Genomic DNA, 21,250 nt, shown 5'->3' with positions numbered 1-21,250 from the left:
TGGCGGTTGTACTGGAACAACGGCATGTCCCGGTGTTGCCCTAAGGACGCCGCCGGCCAAGATGGGGCATCGCGCCGGCCAATATTGTCTTTTTGTACAAAATTGTTAAGAATCTAACCATCCCCGGTGGCTTACTGGATACCGCGGCCCGCTCACGGGCCGCTTGCGCGGTTGTAATGACGAGAATTGGCAGCACTGAAATCTGTACGCGGCTGCCCTCCGGGGGCACCGCGGCCGGCATGATGGCCGAATCCGCCCATGCCGATATCCCTCCTGTCGCGCTGCGCCAGTTGCTGGCGGAAGTCGCGCGGCGCGGCCGGGACCCGGGCGCCCTGTGCGAAGGCCTGGGCTTTTCGCCCGCCGACCTGAACCAGGACGGCTTCTATGTATCCGGGCAGCAGGCCGAGCTCTTGATCCGCCGTGCGCTGCCGCTATTGAATAACCCGGTGCTGGGACTGGAGCTGGGCACCGCGGTGAACATCGTGTCATGGGGGCTGGTGACGCTGGGCTTCATGGCCTGCGGCTCGTCGCGCCAGCTGCTGGACTTCGCCATCGAGCACCAGCGCCACGCGGGCTGCCTGATCCGCCTGCACGGCGAGGAAACCGCCCAGGCTTTCCGGCTGGTGGCGCGCGCGCCATCGGTCGACCGCCACGTCGCGGCCTTCCTCGTCGATAAAGCACTGGCGTCGCTGGCCCGGCTGGGCCGCCAGGTGGTCGGCTCGCATTTCAATCCAAGCCGGGTGGACCTGGTCATGGAGCGGCCCGCCTACGGCGCCGCCTACGAAACCGTGTTCCGCTGCCCCGTCCGCTTCGGCAGTCCCGAAAACCGGATCCACTTTCCGGTTGAGGCCTACGCCGTCCGTACCGCCGACGCCGTCGTGCTGGGCCAGGTCCGGCGCGACCTGGCCCGTGTCGAGACGCCGGTCCGCGTCCCCTTCATGCAGGCTTGCGTGGTACAGGCCATCCGGCGCGATCTGGCCGCGCCGCCGCCCTTGCAGGCGATCGCGGACTCTTTGCATATCAGCGAACGCACGCTGCGCAGGCGGCTGGCGGAGACCGGCAACAGCTATGTCGACCTGCTATGCGAGGAACGCAGGGCCCGGGCGCTGTCCCTGGTGGCGCATTCGTCGCGGACGGTGCAGCAGATCGCGCAGGAGTGCGGTTTCAGCGATGCGCGCACGCTGCAACGGGCGTTCAAGCGCTGGACTGGCCACAGCCCCACGGCCTTCCGCGGCCAGGCCCGCGCGAAGCCACGCGCGACGCCCGCGGTCACGGACTGAAGCGCCGCCCGCGGCAGCCGGGGTGTCCGTGCCACGCCCGGCACCCCGCCCCGGGGCCCGGCATGGCTAGGCCAGGTCCCGGATGGCCTGGACCAGGCGGTCCAGTTCGGCGTCGGTGGTCAAGTAGCTGACCGAAGCACGCGCGATGTCGGCCAGTCCGCGCGCCCGCATGTCCAGCGGCGTGTAGGCCGGTCCGTTGCTGCTGATGGAAATCCCCTGCTCCGCCAGCTTGCGCTGCACCGCGCCGCCCGTCTGTCCCGCGACCGCGAACGAGACCAGCCCCGACTGCTCCCGGCCCTGGTCCAGGACCTCGACGCCGGGCACATCCGCCAGCAGCGCGCGCAAGGCCCGCGCGTTGCGGTCGATACGCGCGCGTATGTTTTCCACGCCGATATCCAGCGCTTCGCGCAGGGCGTTGGCCAGCCCGCAGCGCAAGGCGTACGACCTTTCGGAAGGCTCGAAGCGCGCGGCGTCGGCCCGCATGACGGGCAGGCCGTCGTCGTCCAGCGGCGCGCTGCTGGTATCCACCCACGCCGGCGTCAGGCGCGGCAGGAAATCCTGGCGGATGTACAGCAGCCCGGTTTCGCGCGGGCCGCGCAGCGCTTTGCGGCCCACGCCCGTCAGCACGTCGCAGCCGACCTGCCCGACGTCGATCGGCAATTGCCCCACCGCCTGGGCCGCGTCGACGAAATAGGGAATGCCGTGCCGGCGCGCCACGGCGCCGATGGCGGCCGCCGGATTGATCAGGCCGCCATTGGCCGGCAGCCATGTCACGGAAATCAGCCGGACGCGCTCGTCGATCATGGCTTCCAGCGCGCGCGGGTCGGCCATGCCGGTTTCATCGCTCGGGATGGCTTCAATGCGCGCGCCGGCCCGTCCGGCGGCAATATGCATGGCCGCGATATTGCCGCCCCATTCGTGGCGCGCGACCAGGATGCGGTCGCCCGGCTTCCAGTTTCCCAGTCCGGCGAAGGCGCTGCCCCATCCCGCCGAGTTTCCGGCGGTCAGCGCGATTTCCCCAGGGCTGGCGTTCAGCAGCGCGGCGGCCAGGATGCGCGCCTGTTCGGCCTGCTCGCGCACCGCCGCGCCGGCCTCGATCGGTCCCATCTCCGCCTCGCGCCACAGCTGCCTGCGCATCGCTTCCAGCGTGTCCACGGAAGGCAGCGAGGCGCCCGCGTGATTGAAGTGGACCGTGGTGCGCACGCCAGGGGTCCGGGCGCGCAGGATTTCGATGGCCGCGTCCGCCAATGGCGCGGGATGGGAGATTGCGTTCATGAGGGCTCCGGACCGGATTCGCCGCCGCGCGGCAGGGCCTTCTATCCTAGCCGATCGTTGCCCGCTAAATGCTCACAGTCAATCAATGACCCTGATGTTCTTCGATGGCATCTTTGCCATGGTCGGAAAGCTGGGCATCAAACCACTTATGCAGCGCAACCACCAAGGTGGGCTCTGTCGTTGTGTAGATCAGCTGGGCGCCGCCCTCGACTTCCTGGTAGGCGATGTCCAGTTGTCCCGGCCTGGCTTTGGTCAGCTCGGCCAGCCCCGGCATGTCCTGGCCATGGATGTGGCTCGGGTCCGAGAAGTCTCCTTTCAAGAACTGCTGCCGGATTTCCTGCAAATGTTGCCGGATGAGCGTCACCTGTGTGGTGTCTGACGCATCCTTGGCCACCACGCGCTGGACTCCCCCTTCGGCATTCCTGGTGAAGATATGGGTCGTGGCCGACAAGCTGAAGGGCATGACGTCCTTACCGCGCCGGGAAACCTCTGCCTGGCGCTGCGTATCCGCCTCCGCTTTCATGTGCGCCGCATGGTCCATTCCGGAAGGCTCCATCGTCGATGGAGCCGGGTTCTGGGCGTGCGCGAAACCGATCAGGGCAAAGAAGGCGAGGATAACTGCGATTAGCTTCATGGCACTCCATTTACGTTGCGCCCGGCCGGTTTCTCAAGGGAGGCCGCGCCAGACGCGCGACGGCCAGCCGCCTTGACAAGCCCCGCCGTGCTCTCCATTATGCCCAACATGAAGAAGACCTTTCCGCGCCTGCATTGCATTATTTCCCCCATTCGAAGAATGGCGGGTTAGCGCGCATTACGGTCAAGTCCAAAAACCCGCCCTTGCAGGCGGGTTTTTTTTGGGGCTCGTCTGTCAGGTTTCTCAGCACAGACAAGGAATGACCCATGTCAGAACAGGAACTCAAGAAGGTAATCGCCGCCGCCGACGACGCCATCAATCGCGAAGACTTCGATCGATTGATGGCGTTCTACGCGGATGACGCCGTGCTGGTGCTACAGCCCGGGATGGTTGCGCGAGGCAAGGCGCATATTCGCACCGCCTTTGATCGCATCGCCGAGTATTTTCACCACACCCTGCAGGTGCACCAACCGGAGATGCAGGTATTGCAGGCCGGCGACACCGCGCTGGTGCTCGCTCGTGCCGAGCTTCGAGGCCGGTCAGCCGCCGGCGAGCCTTGGCAGACGACGCGCTTCTCCACTTACGTGTTCCGACTCGACCCGGCGGCCGGATGGCTCTGCATGATAGACAACTCCTACGGCACCAGCCTTCTCGGTCCATCGACATAAGTACCGCGGCTACCTCGTCATGGTTGTCCGCCTCGATAGTGAACAGGCCGCCCACTAATTCACGTACGCGTTGGGGCGCGACGGTTCCGGTCCCGGCGCATGCGTCCGGATATCGCCCATCCGCCGTGTGCCGGATGTCGATTTCGTGGGATCCCGATCGTCGTAACCTTGGGAACATCCGGGAAGCCGCGAGGCGCTCCGGGTAGGCCCTTAATCCAACTGGAGGGATCGCTCATGACTTACGTAGACGGATTCGTCGCCGCCGTACCCATCGAAAACCGCGAGAAATATATCGAGCACGCGCGCATCGCGGCAGAGATATTCAAGAAGCACGGTGCCTTGCAGGTGGTGGAGTGCTGGGAAGACCAGGTACCCGACGGCAAGCTGACCTCTTTCCCGATGGCGGTGAAGCGCAAGGAAGGCGAAGCCATCGTGTTTGCCTGGATTACCTGGCCATCCCGCGAGGCGGAGCAGGCAGGGATGAAAGCGGCCATGGAAGATCCGCGCCTTCAGCCGGGCACCAACCCCATGCCGTTCGACGGGCAACGCATGATCTACGGCGGTTTCACGACGGTGCTGGAGGTCTGAGGGGACGGCTCGCCCGCTGCCTGCCGTATGTTTGGCGGCGGCGGGCGAGCCGCGCATGCGCGGGGCCCGGCCGGCATCGCAGCCTACGGGCATGCGCGATTCTCTCTATCGCGCCGCGCGGGCTGCTCTGGTATACAGGCACTTTGCCCACGTATACCAGGGAAATCACATGACCCGTGCCGCAGCAATCGACCATGCCGATGCCTTCTTCGCCTCCGGCGGATTCCGCGACCGGCTGTCCCGCCGCATCGCGATGCCGACGGAAAGCCAAAATCCGGAACGCGCTGGCGATCTGGCGGGCTACCTGCACGCCGAATTGCAGCCGGCTTTCGAGTCGATGGGCTTCGCCTGCCGCACGCTGACGCATCCGAAGGCGCGCGCGCCCTTTCTGTACGCGGAACGCATCGAGGACCCGGCCCTGCCGACGGTGCTGGGCTATGGCCATGGCGATGTCATCCGCGGCCTGGACGCCGAGTGGCACGAGGGACTGTCGCCCTGGGCCCTGACGGAGTCGGAAGGACGCTGGTACGGGCGCGGTATCGCCGATAACAAGGGACAGCATACGGTCAACATGGAGGCGCTGCGCAGCGTGCTGGAGACACGCGGCAAGCTGGGGTTCAACGCGAAGTATCTGGTGGAGATGGGCGAAGAGACCGGTTCGCCGGGGCTGCGTCAGCTTTGCGAGGCGAACCGCGAGCTGTTCGCCGCCGATTTGCTGATCGCGTCCGACGGGCCGCGGCTGCGCGCGGAACGGCCGACGGTGTTCCTGGGCGCGCGCGGGGGGCTGAATTTCGATATGACGATCGAGGCCCGCGAAGGAGGCCACCATTCGGGCAATTGGGGCGGGCTGTTGTCCAATCCGGGGATCCAGCTGGCCCATGCCATCGCAAGTATCGTGTCGCCGACGGGGCAGATCCGGATTCCGGCGTGGGTGCCGAAGGAGTTGCCGGCGTCGGTGCGCCGGGTGCTGGCCGATTGCGAGGTGGACGGGGGCGCGGAAGGCCCGCAGATCGATCCGGATTGGGGCGAGCCGGGGCTGACGCCGGCCGAGCAGGTGTACGGGTGGTGTTCTTTCGAGGTGTTGGCGTTCAAGACGGGGAATCCGGAGACGCCGGTGAATGCGATTCCGCCGCGCGCATGGGCGCGCTGTCAGTTGCGTTTCGTGGTGGGGGTGGATACGGAGGATCTTTTGCCGGCGTTGCGGCGGCATTTGGACCGGCAGGGGTTTCCGATGGTGAAGTTGACGCTGACGCGGGAGACGATGTTCAAGGCGACGCGGCTGGATCCGGACGATCCGTGGGTGCGGTGGGCGGTGGAGTCGCTGGCGCGGACGAGCGGGAAGAAGCCGGCGGTTCTGCCGAATTTGGGTGGGTCGTTGCCTAACGATATTTTTACCGAGGTGTTGGGATTGCGGACGATTTGGGTGCCGCATTCGTATCCGTCGTGTTCGCAGCATGCGCCGAATGAGCATTTGCCGCCGGAGTTGCTGCGGGAGGGGTTGAGGTTGATGGCGGGGTTGTATTGGGATTTGGGGGCGGGGGAGGTGCCGGCGTTGGAGCGGGGGTGACGGGGGTGTGCGGATTTGGGGTGGGTGCTGTTTGCGGGTGTTTTGCTGGTTCCGTTTGTTGATGGTTGCTGTTTGCGGGTGTTTTGCGGGTTCCGTTTGTTGATGGTTGCTGTTTGCGGGTGTTTTGCGGGTTCCGTCCGGCGGGGGTGGTGCCTGTCGGGGCCAGCCTGATCGTCCGGCCCGGCGCGCGGGCGCCGGGCACCGCTGCGCTGATCTCGTCCGGCGGGCGTTGGCTTGTGGTGTGCTTGGTGATGGCGTCCGCGCCACGCCTCCCTTCGATTCCGCTCGCTCGTCCTCAACAGGCTGGCCCCGACAGGCACCACCCCCGCCGGACTCCGGTTTGCCTTAATTGCGGTCGCTGGGGCGGGTTGGGTTCTTGCGCTTCGTAGGTCTTGTTTGGTGCCATAGGAAGATCTTGGGGCGCACGTCGATCGCCGGCCGCCCAGCGCGGCCAGCGATCGCCTACATGCTGTGGGTCAGCCCCGACGGGTTGCTGGTACTGGGGGTGGCGCTGGAATTTTGTCGCCGTCTACGTTGGCGAACTTTTGCTGGCGAATTCGTATCGTTGAACTCGTGTCGTCGAGTTCATATCGTCGCGATTGGGTCGTCGAACTCATGTTGACCCGTCTCATGTCCTCGAACTTGTATCGTCGACCTCATATGGGCGAGGTTGTGTCGACAAATTCATATCGTCGAAATCGTGTCATCGAACTCATACCGGCCCGGCTCGTGCCGTCGAACTGATACGGCCGAATTCATGTCGCCGAATTGACTCCGACTAGCATCAGGAGGTGGGCGCTCTCAGGCGTGCCAGTTCGGCATATACGGTCGCGCGGCTGATGCCCAGGACGCCGGCCACATAGGCTGGGGCGTGCTTGCCGTCGAATGCGCCGGTGCGGTGCAGGTCTTCGATCAGTTGGCGGCGCTGTTCGCGATTCAGGCGGGCGACGATGGTGTCGCGTTGGGCCGTCCATGTGGCGACGTAGCGGTTGATGCGCTCGTGCCAATCGTTGCGGAACAGGTCGTCCGGACTGGGGGCGCTGTCGGTCGTGCGCAGGAAGCCATCCAGCATGCGGCGAACCCCTTCGAATTCGGTCACGTCGGCGTTCACGCATAGCAGGCCGATCGGGTGGCCGCCTTGATCGCGCAATACCGCCGTCACGGATTTGATGCGGCGGCCGTCCCAGTTGATTTTCTCGTAGGGGCCGATGACCGATGTGTCCGGCGCGAAGTCGACGTCGCCCAGGTCGGAGGGATCGCCGGCAGCGCGCGGGGAAAACGGATGCGCGACGTGCGTCACGCGATCGGTCCGGATGTCGTGCACGACGGCTTCCACGAAGGGGCAGAACAGCGCGGCCAGGGCGTCGGCGACGGCATGATATGGGTGCAGGGGCTGGTCGAACAGGCCAGCGCCGCCGGCCGCTGGCGACGGTCTCGACGCAGCCGGCTTGGCACGAATCGCGGATGCCTTTGGCGGTGGGGCCGATCGGTTGCCAGCGGATGCTGATGGCTTGGCGCGAAGTGTTGGCGGCTCTGCATCGAGGGCCAACGGTTTCGAGCGCGGCGTTGATGGCCTGCCATCGGAGCCCGGCTGCTTGGATCGAGATGTTGACGTCCTTCCATCGGAGACCAGCGGCCTGGAGCGCGGCGTCGACGGCTTCCCGTCGGAGCCCAGCGGATTGGATCGCGGTATCGATGGCTTTTTATCCGGGAGCGGCGGCGTGCGGAGCGAGGTCGATTGTTTACCGGAGGGCGAGCGTGTCGGGGGATTGATTTGGCGCCGTGAGGGCTTTTCGCGGGGGGTGGGGGTCGGCTCCGGGCCGGGTGCCGCGGGTTTTCTGCTGCCGGAGGTGGCCATGGTGTCGGTCCTGACGATTATTCCAAATTGGATTTTACGTCTAATATTCCGGGATACCAATTGCCGCTACAGGAGCATTTCCGTGACCGATGTGTTTGCCGCCATCATGGCCGCCCATGGCGCCATTCGCCCGCAGGTTCCCGTGTCGCCGCTGGAGCGAAGCGGACAGCTGTCGCAGGAGCTGGGCTGCGAGGTGTGGCTGAAGTGCGATCATCTTTTGCCGATCGGTGCGTTCAAGGTGCGGGGGGCGACGAACAAGATTCATGTGCTGGGTGAGGCGGCCCGCAAGACCGGTGTGGTGACGGCGTCCACCGGTAACCATGGCATGGCGGCGGCGTGGGCCGGGTCCCGTGCTGGTGTGCCGGTGACGGTGTATGTCCCGGCGTCGGCGGTGCGCTCCAAGCTGGATGCCATCGAGCGGCTGGGCGGCAGGCTCGTTGTCGTGGATGGGCCGGCCATCGAAGCGGAATTGCAGGCGCGCCGATTCGGCGTTGAGCATGGGGTTCCGTATATCTCGCCGTACAACGACGCGGACATTGTTGCCGGCCAGGGGACGATAGGCGTGGAGATCGCAGAACAGGCGGGCGCCGATGTGCTGGACGCGGTGTTTGTCTGCGTGGGCGGCGGGGGGCTGGCCGGCGGGCTGGGCACCGCGATCAAGCAGCTTTCGCCTCGCACCCGGGTGGTCGGCGTGTGGCCCAGGAATTCGGTCTGTATGCTGCGCGCGCTGGAAGCCGGCCGTATCGTCGATGTAGAGGAACAGCCGACGCTGTCCGATGCGACGGCGGGCGCCGTGGAGCAGGGTTCGATTACCTTTCCCATTTGCCAGCGGGTGATCGACGACCGCATCACGGTTACAGAGGCTGAAATCGCCGCCGCGATGCGTGCTGTCGCGAGTGCCGAACGTTGGATGGTAGAGGGCGCGGCAGGCGTGGCGCTGGCGGGGTTGATGCAGCGCAAGGACGAATGGCGCGGCAAGAAGGTGGCCGTGGTGCTGTGCGGCAGGAATATCGGCCTGGACCGGTTCGTCCAGGCCGTGGGCGGATCCACCGGGATGACGACGGCCACCGCCGGCACCTAGATTTCGATTACGATCGTGCCCCATCGGCCCATGGCGAGGCCGGCCCACGATCGGAGACTGGCATGGCTGCGAGCAAGGGGGAGCGTCGTATCGGGACCGCGAACAGGCGGCGCATGCGGGCGTTTTGCGCGGGGGCGTTGCTGGCGGCAGTGCTGGCGCCGGTGGCCTCCGCATTCCAGGTGCTGCCGCGCATCAGCGACGTCGACCGCAAGCTGGCTGGGGTCGGCGGCAACCGTATCGTCGACAGCATCGGCCAGTGGGTGATCGGCAATGCCGTGCCGATGATCAAGAGCCCGGTGCACGAGGCCATTACGCTGGATGCGCTGGACTGCCACGCGCCGGCGGGCGAGGAAGCTTCCTGCGTCACGATGGACGAGGTACGCCGCAACCAGATCCTGCTGTACGGCGTGCGTTGGCCGGACGATCCGCCATTCCCGCTGAATCGCAAGTCGCCGCCCAGGATGGCCGACTGCAATCCCGATGTCACCCTGCGTTCGACCGCCCAGCCGCGGTGCTGGCGAGCGTTGTTTGTCGATGCCGAGCGCATCGCCGCCGAGCGCGCGCAGCAGCAACCGGGAAGACCGGCGTTCGGCCCCGGCGATTACCTGCTGTATCGCTCGCACTTCGGCGATCTGTCGTTCTTTCACGCGATGGGCACCTACGATGGCGAGCCGGCGCGCGACACGATCGCCCATATGCGGATGTGGGCGCAGTTCCTGTGGGGCGTGGCGACGCGGCGGATCCCGGTGGACCGCTACCTGCGATCCGTGGACGTGGAGAGGCTGGGGACTTATTTTCCGGGCGACATGACCGCCACCAACCTGCTGGCCACCGGCATCGTGGAGGTTCGCGCCAGGCTGGATCAGGTGGCGCTGGGGGCGCTGCTGCACATGGTGCAGGACAGCTTTTCGCACGCGCACACCGAGCGCGCCCCGGAAACCGGCGCGGCCTGCGAGGGCCTGCCGCGCTTCGCCCAGCCCGGCAAGGTCGTGCAGTTCTACAGCTACGCCTTGCAAAATGCCAGGCTGCACGACCGGGAGGACACGTTCGCCGCGCTGGCGGTACAGACGCTGCAAACGCGCCCCAATGTGGCGGACGTCACGGGCGCGTTCCTGACCCTGTACCGGGAACGGGCGCCCTGGACGCAGGCGGAAAAGTACTTCGACTGCGTATTTGCCTTGCAGGATCCCGCCGCGCCGGCTGGGCCCGGGCCTTACATCGAGGCCGCGCCCCCGCCGGGCAATTCTTTCCCGGAATACGAAGGCGGATCGTAGCGACGAGTGGATCGCCCCAACGGTGCGCGTGGGCACCGCCGGGCCATGCAAACCGGCTCATCCGTCCGGATACCTGCCAATGGATGAACCATCCATTCATCGCCCCCATGACCCCTATGCGGTCCGCCGCCCCACGGCCACAATGACCTTGTGTCCGTCCGGACATGCGGCGACGCTTCGCTTCGAAAGCGGCCGGTGAACAATATCGCGCCGCCCGCGGCCTTGCCCGGCGGCGCAATGGGAGACAACCATGAACGGTTCGACGTTGCGCAACGCGGGACGGCGGCGGCTGCTCGCGGGCAGCGCGGGTGCCCTGGCCACGCTGGGACTGGGCGCCGCGCCCGGCACGGCGCGCGCGCAAGGCGGGACAGCGCAGGCGCCATCCGGCGCCGGCCCCGCCCATGCCACGCCGCCTACGGGGGCCGCCCCGCCCTCGCCCGCGTCCAAGCCCTTACCCGCCTACGTGGCGTGGAAGAACGCGGACGCGGTGATCGTCCACAGCAGCAACACCATCGAGACCAAGCGCACGGCGTTTGGCGATGGCGTGATCACGCCGGCGGACCAGCTGTATATCCGCAATAACGTCTCGCCGCCCGATGCCTCCATCCTGAAGGACCGCGACGCCTGGACGCTTGGCGTGGATGGCGTGCAGACCCCCCGCGAGATTACCGTCGGCGAATTGAAGACCATGGGGCTGGTGACGATCGCCGCCGTCCTGCAGTGCAGCGGCAATGGCCGCAAGTTCTTCCCGCACAAGCCCAGCGGTACGCCATGGAATGTCGGCGCGGCGGGTTGTGTCATGTGGAGCGGCGTGCCGGTCAGGCAGGTGGTCGAAGCCATGGGCGGAGTGGCCGGCGGCGCGCGGTATATGACGGGACGGGGCGGCGAAATCCTGCCCACCGGCATAGACGCCAACACCGTCATGGTGGAACGCTCTGTGCCGCTGGACGCCATGCAGGACGCACTGCTGGCCTGGGAGATGAACGGCGAACCCCTTACGCTGGCCCACGGCGGGCCGCTGCGCCTGGTCGTGCCGGGATATTCGGGTGTGAACAACGTCAAGTACATCAAGCGCCTGGCCTTCACGCCGGAACAAACGCGCGCGGCCATCCAGGATGTCCGCTACCGGCTTGCACCGGTGGGCGCGAAGGAAACGTCGCAGCAGCCGGCCGTCTGGCAGATGGATGTGAAGTCCTGGATCAACGGCTTCGAAAGCGAGGGCACGCTGCCGCCCGGTCCTTATGTGATCCGCGGCGTCGCCTTCGGTGGGATGGACGCCGTGAAATCGGTCGACGTCTCCATCGACGGCGGCAAGACATGGCGGCAGGCCGCCTTCGTCGGGCCGGACCTGGGCAAGTATGCATGGAGGCAGTTCGCCTTGCGGGTGGACCTGAAGCCGGGCGACTACGTCTTCATGAGCCGCGCCACCGATATAAAGGGCAACGTGCAGGCGGAGTACCGCAACGAGAACGAGGCCGGATACTTGAATAGCAGCTGGCGCGACCATGCGCTGAACATCAAGGTTTCGGCATGAGGCGCGCGGCGTGTGCGGTCGCCCTCGCGATGGGAGCGGCGTCCGTGCCGGGCGCCGCCCAGGGCGAGGAAGCCGGCGCCTCGCTACGCGACCGGGGCAAGGCCTTGTTCATGGGCGGCGCCAACCCGGCCTGCGCGATCTGCCATACCCTGGAAGATGCCGGCGCGACCGGCGCGGTCGGGCCGTCCCTGGATGAACTCAAGCCCGATGCCGCACGGGTGGAAGCGGTGCTGCGCAAGGGAATGGGAGTGATGCCCGCCTATACGGCCTTGAGCGAAGAGGATATCAAGGCGCTTGCCGAGTATGTTTCGACTGCGACACGCCCGTGAGTGGTTGAGCGGTCAAGCATCGAGGGTGAGGCACGACGCCGTGCCGGCAGTGTGGCTAACAAATCCAAACCGCATCGGCGAGGATGATCAGTTTCGCTTCAGGTGGGCACGCGACAGGCCGGTTTCGCGGGCGACCTGTGTCATTCCCTTCGCACGTGCGACTACGCCGAGTGCATGGGCAATATATCCGGCGTCATTGGTCGACAACGCTTCTGACATGAATATGGCAATGGATTCGTCGGAAGAGAGGTAATCAGCGGGATCGTAATCCGTCAACTTTTCGTTCATGAAAGATCGCTCCATCCCTGATTTCCCTTTCATCCCCGCAGCCGGAAAAAATTATCTGCCGTTGACTAGTTCAACAGTGCCTTGAGTCACACGTATGACCGAGCGGTCCCGTGTTCCGCTATTAGGATGGTCCGCTTTCGTCATCCAGCCTGTAACGCACAACAACCACTCACACGTGCTTGCTTATCGCGCGCGCCGCGCGTATCACCAGCGGGCCAAGCTCCGCGCGGGCACGCTCCAGCGACCATAGTGGTTTCGGCACGGAAATGTTTACCGCTGCCACCGGCTCGCCGCTGTCATCCGACACCGTGGCGGCGACGTTGAGGTCGCCGGGATAGAACTCTTCATCCGCATAGGCGTAGTGATCCCGCCGTGCCTCGTCGATCAGGTCCCGCAATGCGGCGGGGTCGGTCGTGGTGCGCGGGGTGTGCTTGATGCGGGCAATGGCACGCAGCTTCCTGTCCAGCTCCGCCGGCGGCAGGTGCGCCCACAGCGCGCGGCCCGATGCCGAAGCGATGCAGGGAATGCGCGTGCCGGCCGGCATGTAGACCGGAATGTGCCTGGCCGGCGCGACGCGCATGACGAAAACCATGTTGTCCTGGTCGTCCGGCACCGAGAGGTTGACGATTTCCCCGCATTCCTGGTTCAGCTGGTGGAGGACCGCGTGCGCATGCTGGAACAGCGGCTGGCGATAGAGGTAGCTATAGCCGAGTCCGACCGCCTTGACCGTGGTGCTGTAGCGTTTGCTGCGCGGATCCTTGGACAGGTAGCCCGTCTGTTCCAGCGTATAGGCCACCCGCTGCGCCGACCCCATGCTGATGCCGTTTTCGCGGGCGATTTCCTGCAAGCTCAGCGAGGCGTGGGCGCGGAAGGATTCGAGTACCGCCAGCCCTTTCTCCAGGGACTGGATCAACAGGGCAGAGGCTTCGGGCATGGGCGTCTCCGGGTCGGGCTCCCGGGATCGAATTAGGGAAACCCTTACGTTGTTGGGCCGATGGCGGCGGGGTATAAAAATCGGTATGCGGAATTAATTATCGCATAGCGATAACACTTCGCAACCGCCACGGTTAAGCCCGCCAAACCGTGGACACCAATAATGCAGGCCAATCGAGGTTCCATGCAGTCCTCCGCCGTCCCCCATGACGCGGCCGTCGCCCCTGCCGGGCCGATGTCTTCAGCCGAATCGCAGCCTCTGCCCTCCTCCGTCGACGTCGCCATCATCGGCGGCGGCGTGATCGGCATCAGTGCCGCCCACGCCTTGGCGCAGGCCGGCGTACGCGTGGCCGTGCTGGAAAAAGCCACGCTGGCCTGCGAGCAGTCATCCCGCAACTGGGGCTGGGTGCGTACGCTGACGCGCGACCTGCCGGAAGTCCCGCTGGCGATACGTGCCAACCAGCTATGGAGCGACATCCAGAGCCGCGTGGACGTCGGCTTCCGCCGCACCGGCATGATGTACCTGCAAGAGACCGAGGCGGACGCCGCCACCCATCAGGCCTGGATGGACCGGGCAAAAATCTACGGGATAGACGCGCGGCAGCTCGATCGCCGGGCGGCGCTGGACCTGCTGCCTCACTCCAGCCGCGGCTGGACCGGCGCCATGTACAGCCCCACGGACGGCGTGGCCGAGCCGCAGTTCGCCGTGCAAGGCATTGCGTCCCTGGCGCGCGAAGCAGGCGCGGTCATCCTGCAACGCTGCGCGGTGCGCGGCGTCGAGCGCGCGGCCGGACGGGTATCGGCCGTCATCACGGAACGCGGCCGCATCGCGGCGCAGGCGGTGCTGGTCGCCGCCGGCGCATGGTCGCGGCTGTTCTGCGGCAACCTGGGCGCGGACTTTCCGCAGTTGAAGGTGCGGGGATCGGTGATGCGCACCCTGCCCTTCGACGCCGGGCTGACGGCGGCGATCAACGGCAAGGACTTTACCTGCCGCAAGCGCGCCGACGGCGGCTATACGGTGTCGCAGTTCGGCTCGTCCATGGCGGACCTGGTGCCGGACAGCTTCCGCCTGCTGCGCCATTACCTGCGCCCCTGGCTGGCCAACAACACCTTCGTGCGGCTGCGGTTCGGCAAGCGGTTCTTCGAAGAACTCGCCACGCCGCGGCATTTCGCCGCAGACCGCGTTTCGCCCTTCGAAAAGCACCGCGTCCTGGATCCGCTGCCGTCGCGCGCTGGCGTCGAGCAGGCATGGCAGCGATTGACGGATGCCTTCCCGGTTTTCAAGGAGGCGAAGGTCGCGCAATCCTGGGCGGGCTATATCGATGTGACGCCCGACGCCATGCCGGTGATGGACGCCGTGCCCGGCCTGCCGGGGCTGTACCTGGCGTCCGGGTTTTCCGGACACGGCTTCGGCATCGGGCCGGCGGCGGGCGAGGCCATGGCGCAATTGATCCAGGGCCAAACACCCCAGGTCGATCTGCACCCGTTCCGGTTCAACCGATATACCGAACGGACGACGCGATGAGCCACGCAACCGTACCGGCAAAGACGCCACGATGGCGGCCACGGCTTGTACCGATGACGCCGCCGCGATAGCCGCCAGGCAGTTGTCCCGACGCACCGCCGCCGCGGCACCGCATACCGAAAAATCCATACACAGGAAAAACGCCACATGGACACCACGACGACCGAGCTGCATCGACGATCCACCATCATCGACGGCCTGGTTTTCTTCAGCGATGGCAGCGCGCGGGATATGCTGGCCGGCGGCGTCAGCGCGATCAACCTTACCGTGACCGACATGGGGTCGGATTTCGAGCAGGCCTTGAGGGATGCCATGACGTGGCGCGAACGCTGCGCGGCACCGGATTCGCCATGGATGCTGGTCGAACGCGCCGACGACATCGCGCGCGCCAGGCAGGCCGGCAAGCTGGGCCTGATCATGGGATGGCAGAACGGACGTCCGCTGGGCGACCAGGTCGACCGCGTCGCGCTGTTCCACACACTGGGCATCCGCGTCATCCAGCTGACCTACAACGAAGCCAATCTGCTGGGCGACGGCTGCCTGGAAAAGCGCAACGCCGGCCTGAGCGACCTGGGCGTGAAGATGGTCAAAGAGATGAACCGCGTGGGCATCGCCGTCGACCTTAGCCACTGTGCGGCGCAAACCTGCCTGGACGCGGCGCGCTATTCCAGCAAGCCCGTTTTGCTGACGCACGCCAACGCCAATGCGGTGATCCCGCGCCCCCGCAACAAGTCCGATGAGGTCATCAAGGCCGTCGCGGAAACGGGCGGCGTCATCGGCTGCAGCATCCACGCCTACCTGAACTGGCGCGGCGACCCGAAGCAGCAGCCGACCCTGGAAGACTTCGTCGCCAACGTCCGGCACATCGGCCAGCTGGTGGGCTACGAACATGTCGGCATCGGCACGGACTTTCCGTCGGTGGACACCTACGAGGCGGTGCGCCACGTCATGGTGATGTCGCGCACGAAGTACGCGGCCTCCGGCGGCGATTTCTCCAGTGCCTTCGGCGATGTGATGGAAGCCCGCTATCCGGTTGAAACGCCGACACCGGCGCAATTCCCGGCCTTCACTCATGCATTGCACAAGGCAGGCCTGACCGATACGCAAATCATGGGCGTGCTGGGCGGCAACTTTCAACGCGCTTTCGCGCAGAGCTGGGCGACCGCCTGAAAACAAACAACCAGGGGAAAAAATGAGAACGCTGTCCAGCCAGACGGTCCACACCGGCCACGCCATCCGCGCCGGTCTACCCAGCCGCGCCTGCGAGGCCCCCGGGCGGCTTACGTGGTACCGGCGCATCGCGTCGTCCGCACTGGCCGTGCTTTCCGCACTATCCATGCTGTCCGCCTCGCCCGCCGCGCGCGCGGCCGACGACTACCCGGCCTACCCCATCCACATCGTCGTCCCCTACCAGGCCGGCGGTTCGACCGACATCGTCATCCGCAAATTCGCCGAACTGGCCGCGCCCAGGCTGGGCCAGTCCATCGTCATCGAGAACCGCGGCGGCGCCGGCGCGACGCTGGGCGCGCGCGCCATCAAGACCGCCAAGCCGGACGGCTACATGCTGGCCATCCTGCCCAGCCCGGTGTACCGCATGCCGCATATCCAGGACATGGGCTACGACCCGGTCCACGACTTCACCTACATCATGATGCTTAGCGGCTATACGCTGGGCGTGGCGGTGCCGTCCGGCTCGCCGTTCAAGACCTGGGCGGATTTCATCGGCTACGCCAAGGCGCATCCCAACGAGGTGACCTACGGCACCGCCAGCGTGGGCAGCGCCTCCAACGTGATGATGGAAGACATCGCCACGCGCAACGGCGTCACGTGGCGGCACATTCCATACAAGGGCGAATCCGATGTGCTGACCGCGGTCATCGGCGGCCAGGTCACCGCCTATGCCGGGTCCACCACGGTCCAGCCGCTCGTTCAGGCGGGCAAAATGCGCATGCTGGTAACCTGGGGCGAACATCGCAGCGCCCAATACCCGGAGGTCCCGACGCTGCAGGAACTGGACGGCACGCCGCCAGCCAACGCGCCCTTCGGCATCGCGGGTCCCAAGGGCATGCCGCCGCAGGTGGTGACGAAGCTGCAGACCGTATTCAAGCAGGTCGCCGAGTCGGAGCAATTCAAGCAGGTGCTGACGCAGTACGGCCAGGAACTGGTCTATATGGACGGCAAGGACTACGCCGCCTATGCCGCGCGCCAGTACCGGCTGGAAGCGGACATCGTCCGCAAGCTGGGCCTGGCCCAGAACAAATAGCTGGAAACCCGCCGCGGCCCATGCCGTGCCATCACGATGCAGCTGGGGGTTGTTCGATGATTGCCTACGTCCCGTCTCCTTGGAGCGCCATCAGGCGCCGCCTGTCGGTCCTGCTTGCCGGCGGCCTGCTGGCCGTGCTGGCCATGGCGTCCATGCCGTCCGCGCGCGCGGCCGACTGGCCCGACCGCCCCATACGCCTGGTGGTGGGCTACCCGCCCGGCGGCGGCACCGACACGGTGGCGCGCGTGCTGGCGCAGCAGCTGACCAAGGTCCTGCATCAATCGGTGATCATCGAGAACCGCGCGGGCGCCAGCAGCACCATCGCCGCGCAGCAAGTGGTACGTTCGGAACCCGACGGCTACACGGTGTTCTTCGCCACGGGCTCGCCCCTGACCGGCGCGCCGCTGACCGTCAAGGGACTGACCTACGACCCGCTGAAAGACCTGATCCCCGTCACGCTGATCGGCGGCGGGCCTTTCATCCTGGTCGCCAATCCCGCCTTTCCGCCCAACACGCTGCCGGAACTGGTCGACTACGCGCGTGCCCATCCCGGCCAGGTGAACTACGCGTCCCCCGGCATCAGCACGGCCAACTACTTCTTCGCCGAACTGCTGAACCAGGACGCCGATATCAAGACCGTCCATGTCCCGTACAAGGGCAGCTCCGCGCTGATCAACGACCTGATCGCCGGGCAGGTGCAATACACCCTGGATACCCCGGGCACGACGCTGCCGCTGATCCATGCGGGCAAGCTGAAGGCCCTGGCGATCTTCAGCAAAAAGCGGCTGGATCGCGCGCCGGACATCCCGACCGCCGTCGAGGGCGGCTACCCCGACATGGTGGGCGGTTCCTGGTATGGGCTGCTGCTGCCGAAGGGAACGCCCCCGGCCATCGTCGATGCGTTGTACCAGGCCACGAAGCAGGCGCTGGCCGGCGAGGACGTACGCCACGCCATGGAGGCGCGCGACGTCATCATCCAGGGCAGCTCGCCGGCGCAATTCAAGGATTTCATCCAGGCCGAATACACCAAGTGGAAAGCGGTCACGGACAAGCTCGGCATCCGCCCGCAGTAAACAACGCATACGCAAGGAGTCCAGCATGGCGACCCCCACCAGCGCCCCCGACCTGACCGCCGGCAGCGCGCCATTGACGATGCGGCCGACGCTGACCGGCCTGAACCACATGATCTCCGCCGGGCACTACCTGGCCACGCAGGCCGGCATGGATGTCCTGCGGGCGGGGGGCAATGCCGTGGACGCCGGTGTCGCGGCCGGCATCGCGCTGGGCGTAGTGCAGAGCGACATCGTCAACTTCGGCGGCGTCGCGCCCATCCTGATCTACCACGCCGACAGCGGCAAGGTCTGGAGCATTTCCGGGCTGGGCTACTGGCCCCGCGCCACGCGCCTGGACGACTTCCTGCACAAGCACAAAGGGACCATCCCCGCCGGCGTCCTGCGCACCGTCATTCCGGCCGCGCCGGATGCGTGGATTACCGCGCTGGAACGCTTCGGCACCATGAGCTTCGGCGAGGTCGCGGCCGGCGCGATCCGGCTGGCGCATGACGGCTTCGTGATGTATTCGCTGATGGCGGAAGTGCTGGCCGACAATGCCGCGAATTACGCGCGCTGGCCTTCCAGCGCGGCCGTCTATCTTCCCGGCGGCAAACCGCCGCCGGCCGGCGCGATTTTCCGCCAGACGGACCTGGCGCGCAGCCTGCAATACCTGGCGGACGAGGAGCACGCCCACCGCGGACAGGGCCGGCTGGCGGGATTGGCCGCGGCGCGGCGCGCCTTCTACGAAGGCGATATCGCCGCCGCCATCGTCAAGTACCACAAGGAAGAAGGCGGCCTGGTCACGCATGAAGACCTGCGCGATTTCGCGGTAGAGGTGGATCCCGCCCTGGCCACCGATTTCCATGGCACGCGCGTGCACAGCTGCGGTTTCTGGTGCCAGGGGCCATCGCTGCTGCAGATGCTGAACATCCTGGAACCGCGCGACCTGAAAGCCCTGGGCCACAATACCGCGCCCTATGTGCACCTGCTGACGGAAACGATCAAGCTGGCCTTCTCCGACCGCGAGGCGCATTACGCCGATCCGCGCCATGCGGACGTGCCGCAGCAGGCGCTGCTGTCCAAGGCGTACGCGCGCCAGCGCCTGGCCATGATCGACCCGGACCGCGCCGGGCCGGACATGCCGCCGGCGGGACAGCTGCCGACCGCGCGCGATATCGAGCTGCGCGAAGCCGGTCCCGGCGATACCGCGCGCACCGATCCGCGCCTGGATACCTCTTATGTCGCCGTTGTCGACAAGCACGGCAATGCGTTCTCCGCGACGCCCAGCGACGGTTCCTACAACTCGCCGGTAATACCGGGCACCGGCCTGATCGCCTCCGGGCGCGGCAGCCAGTCCTGGGCGCAGGCCGGCCATCCCTGCGCCGTCGGGCCGGGCCGCCGCCCCCGCCTGACGCCCAACCCTTCCCTGGCGATCCGCCCGGACGGCTACGTCATGCCCTTCGGCACGCCCGGCGGCGACGTGCAATGCCAGGCGATGCTGCAGACCTTCCTCAACATCGAAGTTTTCGGCATGGAGCTGCAACAGGCCATCGAGGCGCCCCGCTTCGCCAGCTTCAGTTTCCCCTCTTCCTTCGAACCGCATACCGCCGTGCCGGGGCGCCTGATGATCGAAGACCTGATCCCCAGGGAAGTCGGCGACGCGCTGGCCGCCATGGGTCATTCCGTCAAATGGTGGCACGACCGCAACTGGCGCGCGGGCGCGATGTGCGCGGTGCGGCATGACCTGGACACCGGCATCCGCTGGGGCGGCGCCGATCCGCGCCGCCCGGCCTACGCGGCGGGCTGGTAAAGTCCTGGCGGATTCAGGACACTCGGCGCCCAAGTGCCGTAACCGAATCCTTCAGGAATAGGCGCTGCTACCCTAGGAGGGGTCTACACCCCAATCCGAAGGAGGATGCGCATGTCCGATAACGTCATCGGCACTTTTTTCACCGATACACGTTTTCTGGGAATTCCCTTATTGAACTGGCTGATCGCGGTCGCCGCCGCGTGCGTCACTTTCGCCGTGGCGCGGATCGCCATCGGCTTTCTCCGACGCAGGTTGCAGGCCCGCTCTCACACCGCCAGCGCGCACTTCAGCGCGACTGCCGGCGAAGTCATCGCCGGCACCAGCAATACGCTGGTCGCCCTGGCATCCCTGCTGGTCGGTGCCGGCCTACTGGACCTGCCGGCGCGCTGGGCGCAGCGCATCGATGGCCTGTGGTTCGTCGTCGCCATCCTGCAGATCGCGCTGTGGGCGCATCGCGCCATGATGCTCGGCATGCATCATTATTTCCGCCGCCATGCGGCATCGGATAGCGGGCAGCTTACGGCCCTGGCCGCGCTTTCCCTATGGGGCGCCAAGGTATTGCTGTGGGCGGTCGTGCTGTTGGCCATGCTGTCGAACCTGGGGGTCAACATCACCGCCTTCGTCGCCAGCCTGGGCGTGGGCGGCATCGCCGTCGCGCTGGCGGTGCAGAACATCCTGGGCGATCTTTTCGCGTCGATGTCGATCGCGATCGATAAGCCGTTCGAAGTGAATGACTTCATCGTGGTCGGCACGCTGGCCGGCACGGTGGAGCATGTAGGCCTGAAAACCACCCGCATACGCAGCCTGGGCGGCGAACAGATCGTCATGTCCAACGCCAGCATGCTGACCGCCACGATCCAGAACTACAAGCGCTTGCGCGAGCGCCGGGTGGTGTTCCAGTTCGGCCTGGACTACGCGTGCACGGTGGAGCAGGTGCGCCAGGTGCCGCAGATCGTCGAACGGATCATCCGCGCCCAGGACAAGACCCGCTTCGACCGTTCGCATTTCAAGGGCTTCGGCGAAAGTTCGCTGGATTTCGAGACGGTCTATATCGTGCTGGACCCGGGCTACAACCCTTATATGGATATCCAGCAGGCCATCAACCTGGGAATGATGGAGGCGTTCGCGGAAATCGGCGTGCGCTTCGCCCACCCCGTGCGCATGCTGCATGTCGAATCGCTGCCCCAGCCCGGCCGGCGCGAGGAACGCGGACGACGGCCGGAGGCGGACGGCGGCGCGATGCCCATGGCCCTGTCGGGACAAGGCGGCCGCGAAAGCTGACCGGGCGGCG

19 protein-coding genes are annotated in these 21,250 nt (G+C 66.2%); 14 read left to right on the top strand and 5 right to left on the bottom strand.

Annotated features, from left to right (window positions below):
- Nucleotides 1-239 precede the first annotated feature (239 nt).
- Entirely contained in the window at nt 240-1,280 is a 1,041-nt protein-coding gene (locus CAL28_RS04535; protein ID WP_176463871.1) for an AraC family transcriptional regulator, read from the top strand.
- Nucleotides 1,281-1,346: 66 nt separating this feature from the next.
- Here the strand turns inward: CAL28_RS04535 and CAL28_RS04530 are convergent, their stop codons facing one another.
- On the bottom strand, nt 1,347-2,555 hold the full coding sequence (locus CAL28_RS04530; RefSeq protein ID WP_094840177.1) for an aminotransferase class V-fold PLP-dependent enzyme: 1,209 nt from the start codon (nt 2,553-2,555) through the stop codon (nt 1,347-1,349).
- 82 nt (nt 2,556-2,637) lie between these two features.
- Nucleotides 2,638-3,189 carry an aspartate carbamoyltransferase gene (locus tag CAL28_RS04525; RefSeq protein ID WP_254925984.1) on the bottom strand — a complete coding sequence of 184 codons (552 nt, stop codon included), beginning with the start codon at nt 3,187-3,189 and terminating at the stop codon, nt 2,638-2,640.
- A 266-nt stretch (nt 3,190-3,455) separates the two neighbouring features.
- Between CAL28_RS04525 and CAL28_RS04520 the strand changes: the two genes are divergently transcribed.
- From CAL28_RS04520 to CAL28_RS04510, 3 genes are all read left to right on the top strand, one after another.
- On the top strand, nt 3,456-3,857 hold the full coding sequence (locus CAL28_RS04520; RefSeq protein WP_094840176.1) for a YybH family protein: 402 nt from the start codon (nt 3,456-3,458) through the stop codon (nt 3,855-3,857).
- 234 nt (nt 3,858-4,091) lie between these two features.
- A complete protein-coding gene (locus CAL28_RS04515) occupies nt 4,092-4,445 on the top strand; it encodes a DUF1428 domain-containing protein (RefSeq protein ID WP_094840175.1) in 354 nt (117 codons plus the stop codon).
- A 169-nt stretch (nt 4,446-4,614) separates the two neighbouring features.
- Nucleotides 4,615-6,012 carry a M20 family metallopeptidase gene (locus CAL28_RS04510; protein ID WP_094840174.1) on the top strand — a complete coding sequence of 466 codons (1,398 nt, stop codon included), beginning with the start codon at nt 4,615-4,617 and terminating at the stop codon, nt 6,010-6,012.
- A 784-nt stretch (nt 6,013-6,796) separates the two neighbouring features.
- Here the strand turns inward: CAL28_RS04510 and CAL28_RS04505 are convergent.
- On the bottom strand, nt 6,797-7,561 hold the full coding sequence (locus tag CAL28_RS04505; RefSeq protein WP_217906528.1) for a helix-turn-helix transcriptional regulator: 765 nt from the start codon (nt 7,559-7,561) through the stop codon (nt 6,797-6,799).
- On the opposite strand from CAL28_RS04505, the gene CAL28_RS04500 reads away from it, so the two are divergent.
- The 4 genes from CAL28_RS04500 (at nt 7,461) to sorU (ending at nt 12,088) form a co-directional block, all read left to right on the top strand.
- The gene (locus CAL28_RS04500) at nt 7,461-8,951 is read left to right on the top strand and encodes a threonine/serine dehydratase (RefSeq protein ID WP_254925983.1); all 1,491 of its coding nucleotides are present in this window, start codon (nt 7,461-7,463) and stop codon (nt 8,949-8,951) included. The two genes, CAL28_RS04505 and CAL28_RS04500, sit on opposite strands and share 101 nt — an antisense overlap.
- Nucleotides 8,952-9,013: 62 nt before the next feature.
- Nucleotides 9,014-10,225: a hypothetical protein gene (locus CAL28_RS04495; RefSeq protein WP_254925982.1), complete on the top strand. Its 1,212-nt coding sequence runs from the start codon at nt 9,014-9,016 to the stop codon at nt 10,223-10,225.
- Nucleotides 10,226-10,475: 250 nt separating this feature from the next.
- Nucleotides 10,476-11,759 carry a SorT family sulfite dehydrogenase catalytic subunit gene (gene sorT, locus CAL28_RS04490; RefSeq protein WP_094840171.1) on the top strand — a complete coding sequence of 428 codons (1,284 nt, stop codon included), beginning with the start codon at nt 10,476-10,478 and terminating at the stop codon, nt 11,757-11,759.
- A gap of 44 nt (nt 11,760-11,803) precedes the next feature.
- Nucleotides 11,804-12,088, top strand: a complete 285-nt coding sequence (sorU, locus tag CAL28_RS04485; RefSeq protein ID WP_369597658.1) for a SorU family sulfite dehydrogenase c-type cytochrome subunit — start codon at nt 11,804-11,806, stop codon at nt 12,086-12,088.
- A gap of 87 nt (nt 12,089-12,175) precedes the next feature.
- Here the strand turns inward: sorU and CAL28_RS04480 are convergent, their stop codons facing one another.
- Together CAL28_RS04480 and CAL28_RS04475 are read right to left on the bottom strand one after the other, a co-directional pair.
- On the bottom strand, nt 12,176-12,376 hold the full coding sequence (locus tag CAL28_RS04480) for an addiction module antidote protein (RefSeq protein WP_094840628.1): 201 nt from the start codon (nt 12,374-12,376) through the stop codon (nt 12,176-12,178).
- Nucleotides 12,377-12,545: 169 nt separating this feature from the next.
- Nucleotides 12,546-13,310 (bottom strand): IclR family transcriptional regulator, encoded by a 765-nt coding sequence (locus CAL28_RS04475; protein WP_094840169.1) that lies wholly within the window; start codon nt 13,308-13,310, stop codon nt 12,546-12,548.
- 183 nt (nt 13,311-13,493) lie between these two features.
- Between CAL28_RS04475 and CAL28_RS04470 the strand changes: the two genes are divergently transcribed.
- From CAL28_RS04470 to CAL28_RS04445, 6 genes are all read left to right on the top strand, one after another.
- On the top strand, nt 13,494-14,834 hold the full coding sequence (locus CAL28_RS04470) for an NAD(P)/FAD-dependent oxidoreductase (protein ID WP_254925981.1): 1,341 nt from the start codon (nt 13,494-13,496) through the stop codon (nt 14,832-14,834).
- Nucleotides 14,835-14,981: 147 nt separating this feature from the next.
- On the top strand, nt 14,982-16,004 hold the full coding sequence (locus CAL28_RS04465) for a dipeptidase (RefSeq protein ID WP_094840168.1): 1,023 nt from the start codon (nt 14,982-14,984) through the stop codon (nt 16,002-16,004).
- Nucleotides 16,005-16,026: 22 nt separating this feature from the next.
- Nucleotides 16,027-17,097, top strand: a complete 1,071-nt coding sequence (locus CAL28_RS04460; protein WP_254925980.1) for a tripartite tricarboxylate transporter substrate binding protein — start codon at nt 16,027-16,029, stop codon at nt 17,095-17,097.
- 56 nt (nt 17,098-17,153) lie between these two features.
- Nucleotides 17,154-18,170, top strand: coding sequence for a Bug family tripartite tricarboxylate transporter substrate binding protein (locus CAL28_RS04455; protein ID WP_176463870.1), 1,017 nt, complete (start codon nt 17,154-17,156; stop codon nt 18,168-18,170).
- Between the two features lie 25 nt (nt 18,171-18,195).
- On the top strand, nt 18,196-19,959 hold the full coding sequence (locus CAL28_RS04450) for a gamma-glutamyltransferase family protein (RefSeq protein WP_094840166.1): 1,764 nt from the start codon (nt 18,196-18,198) through the stop codon (nt 19,957-19,959).
- Between the two features lie 111 nt (nt 19,960-20,070).
- Entirely contained in the window at nt 20,071-21,240 is a 1,170-nt protein-coding gene (locus tag CAL28_RS04445) for a mechanosensitive ion channel family protein (protein ID WP_094840165.1), read from the top strand.
- Nucleotides 21,241-21,250 lie beyond the last annotated feature (10 nt).

This window comes from Bordetella genomosp. 11 (genome assembly GCF_002261215.1).
Classification (GTDB): domain Bacteria; phylum Pseudomonadota; class Gammaproteobacteria; order Burkholderiales; family Burkholderiaceae_B; genus Bordetella_C.
Note: the sequence above shows the minus strand (reverse complement) of the source record. Positions and strands in the feature narration are given on the sequence as shown.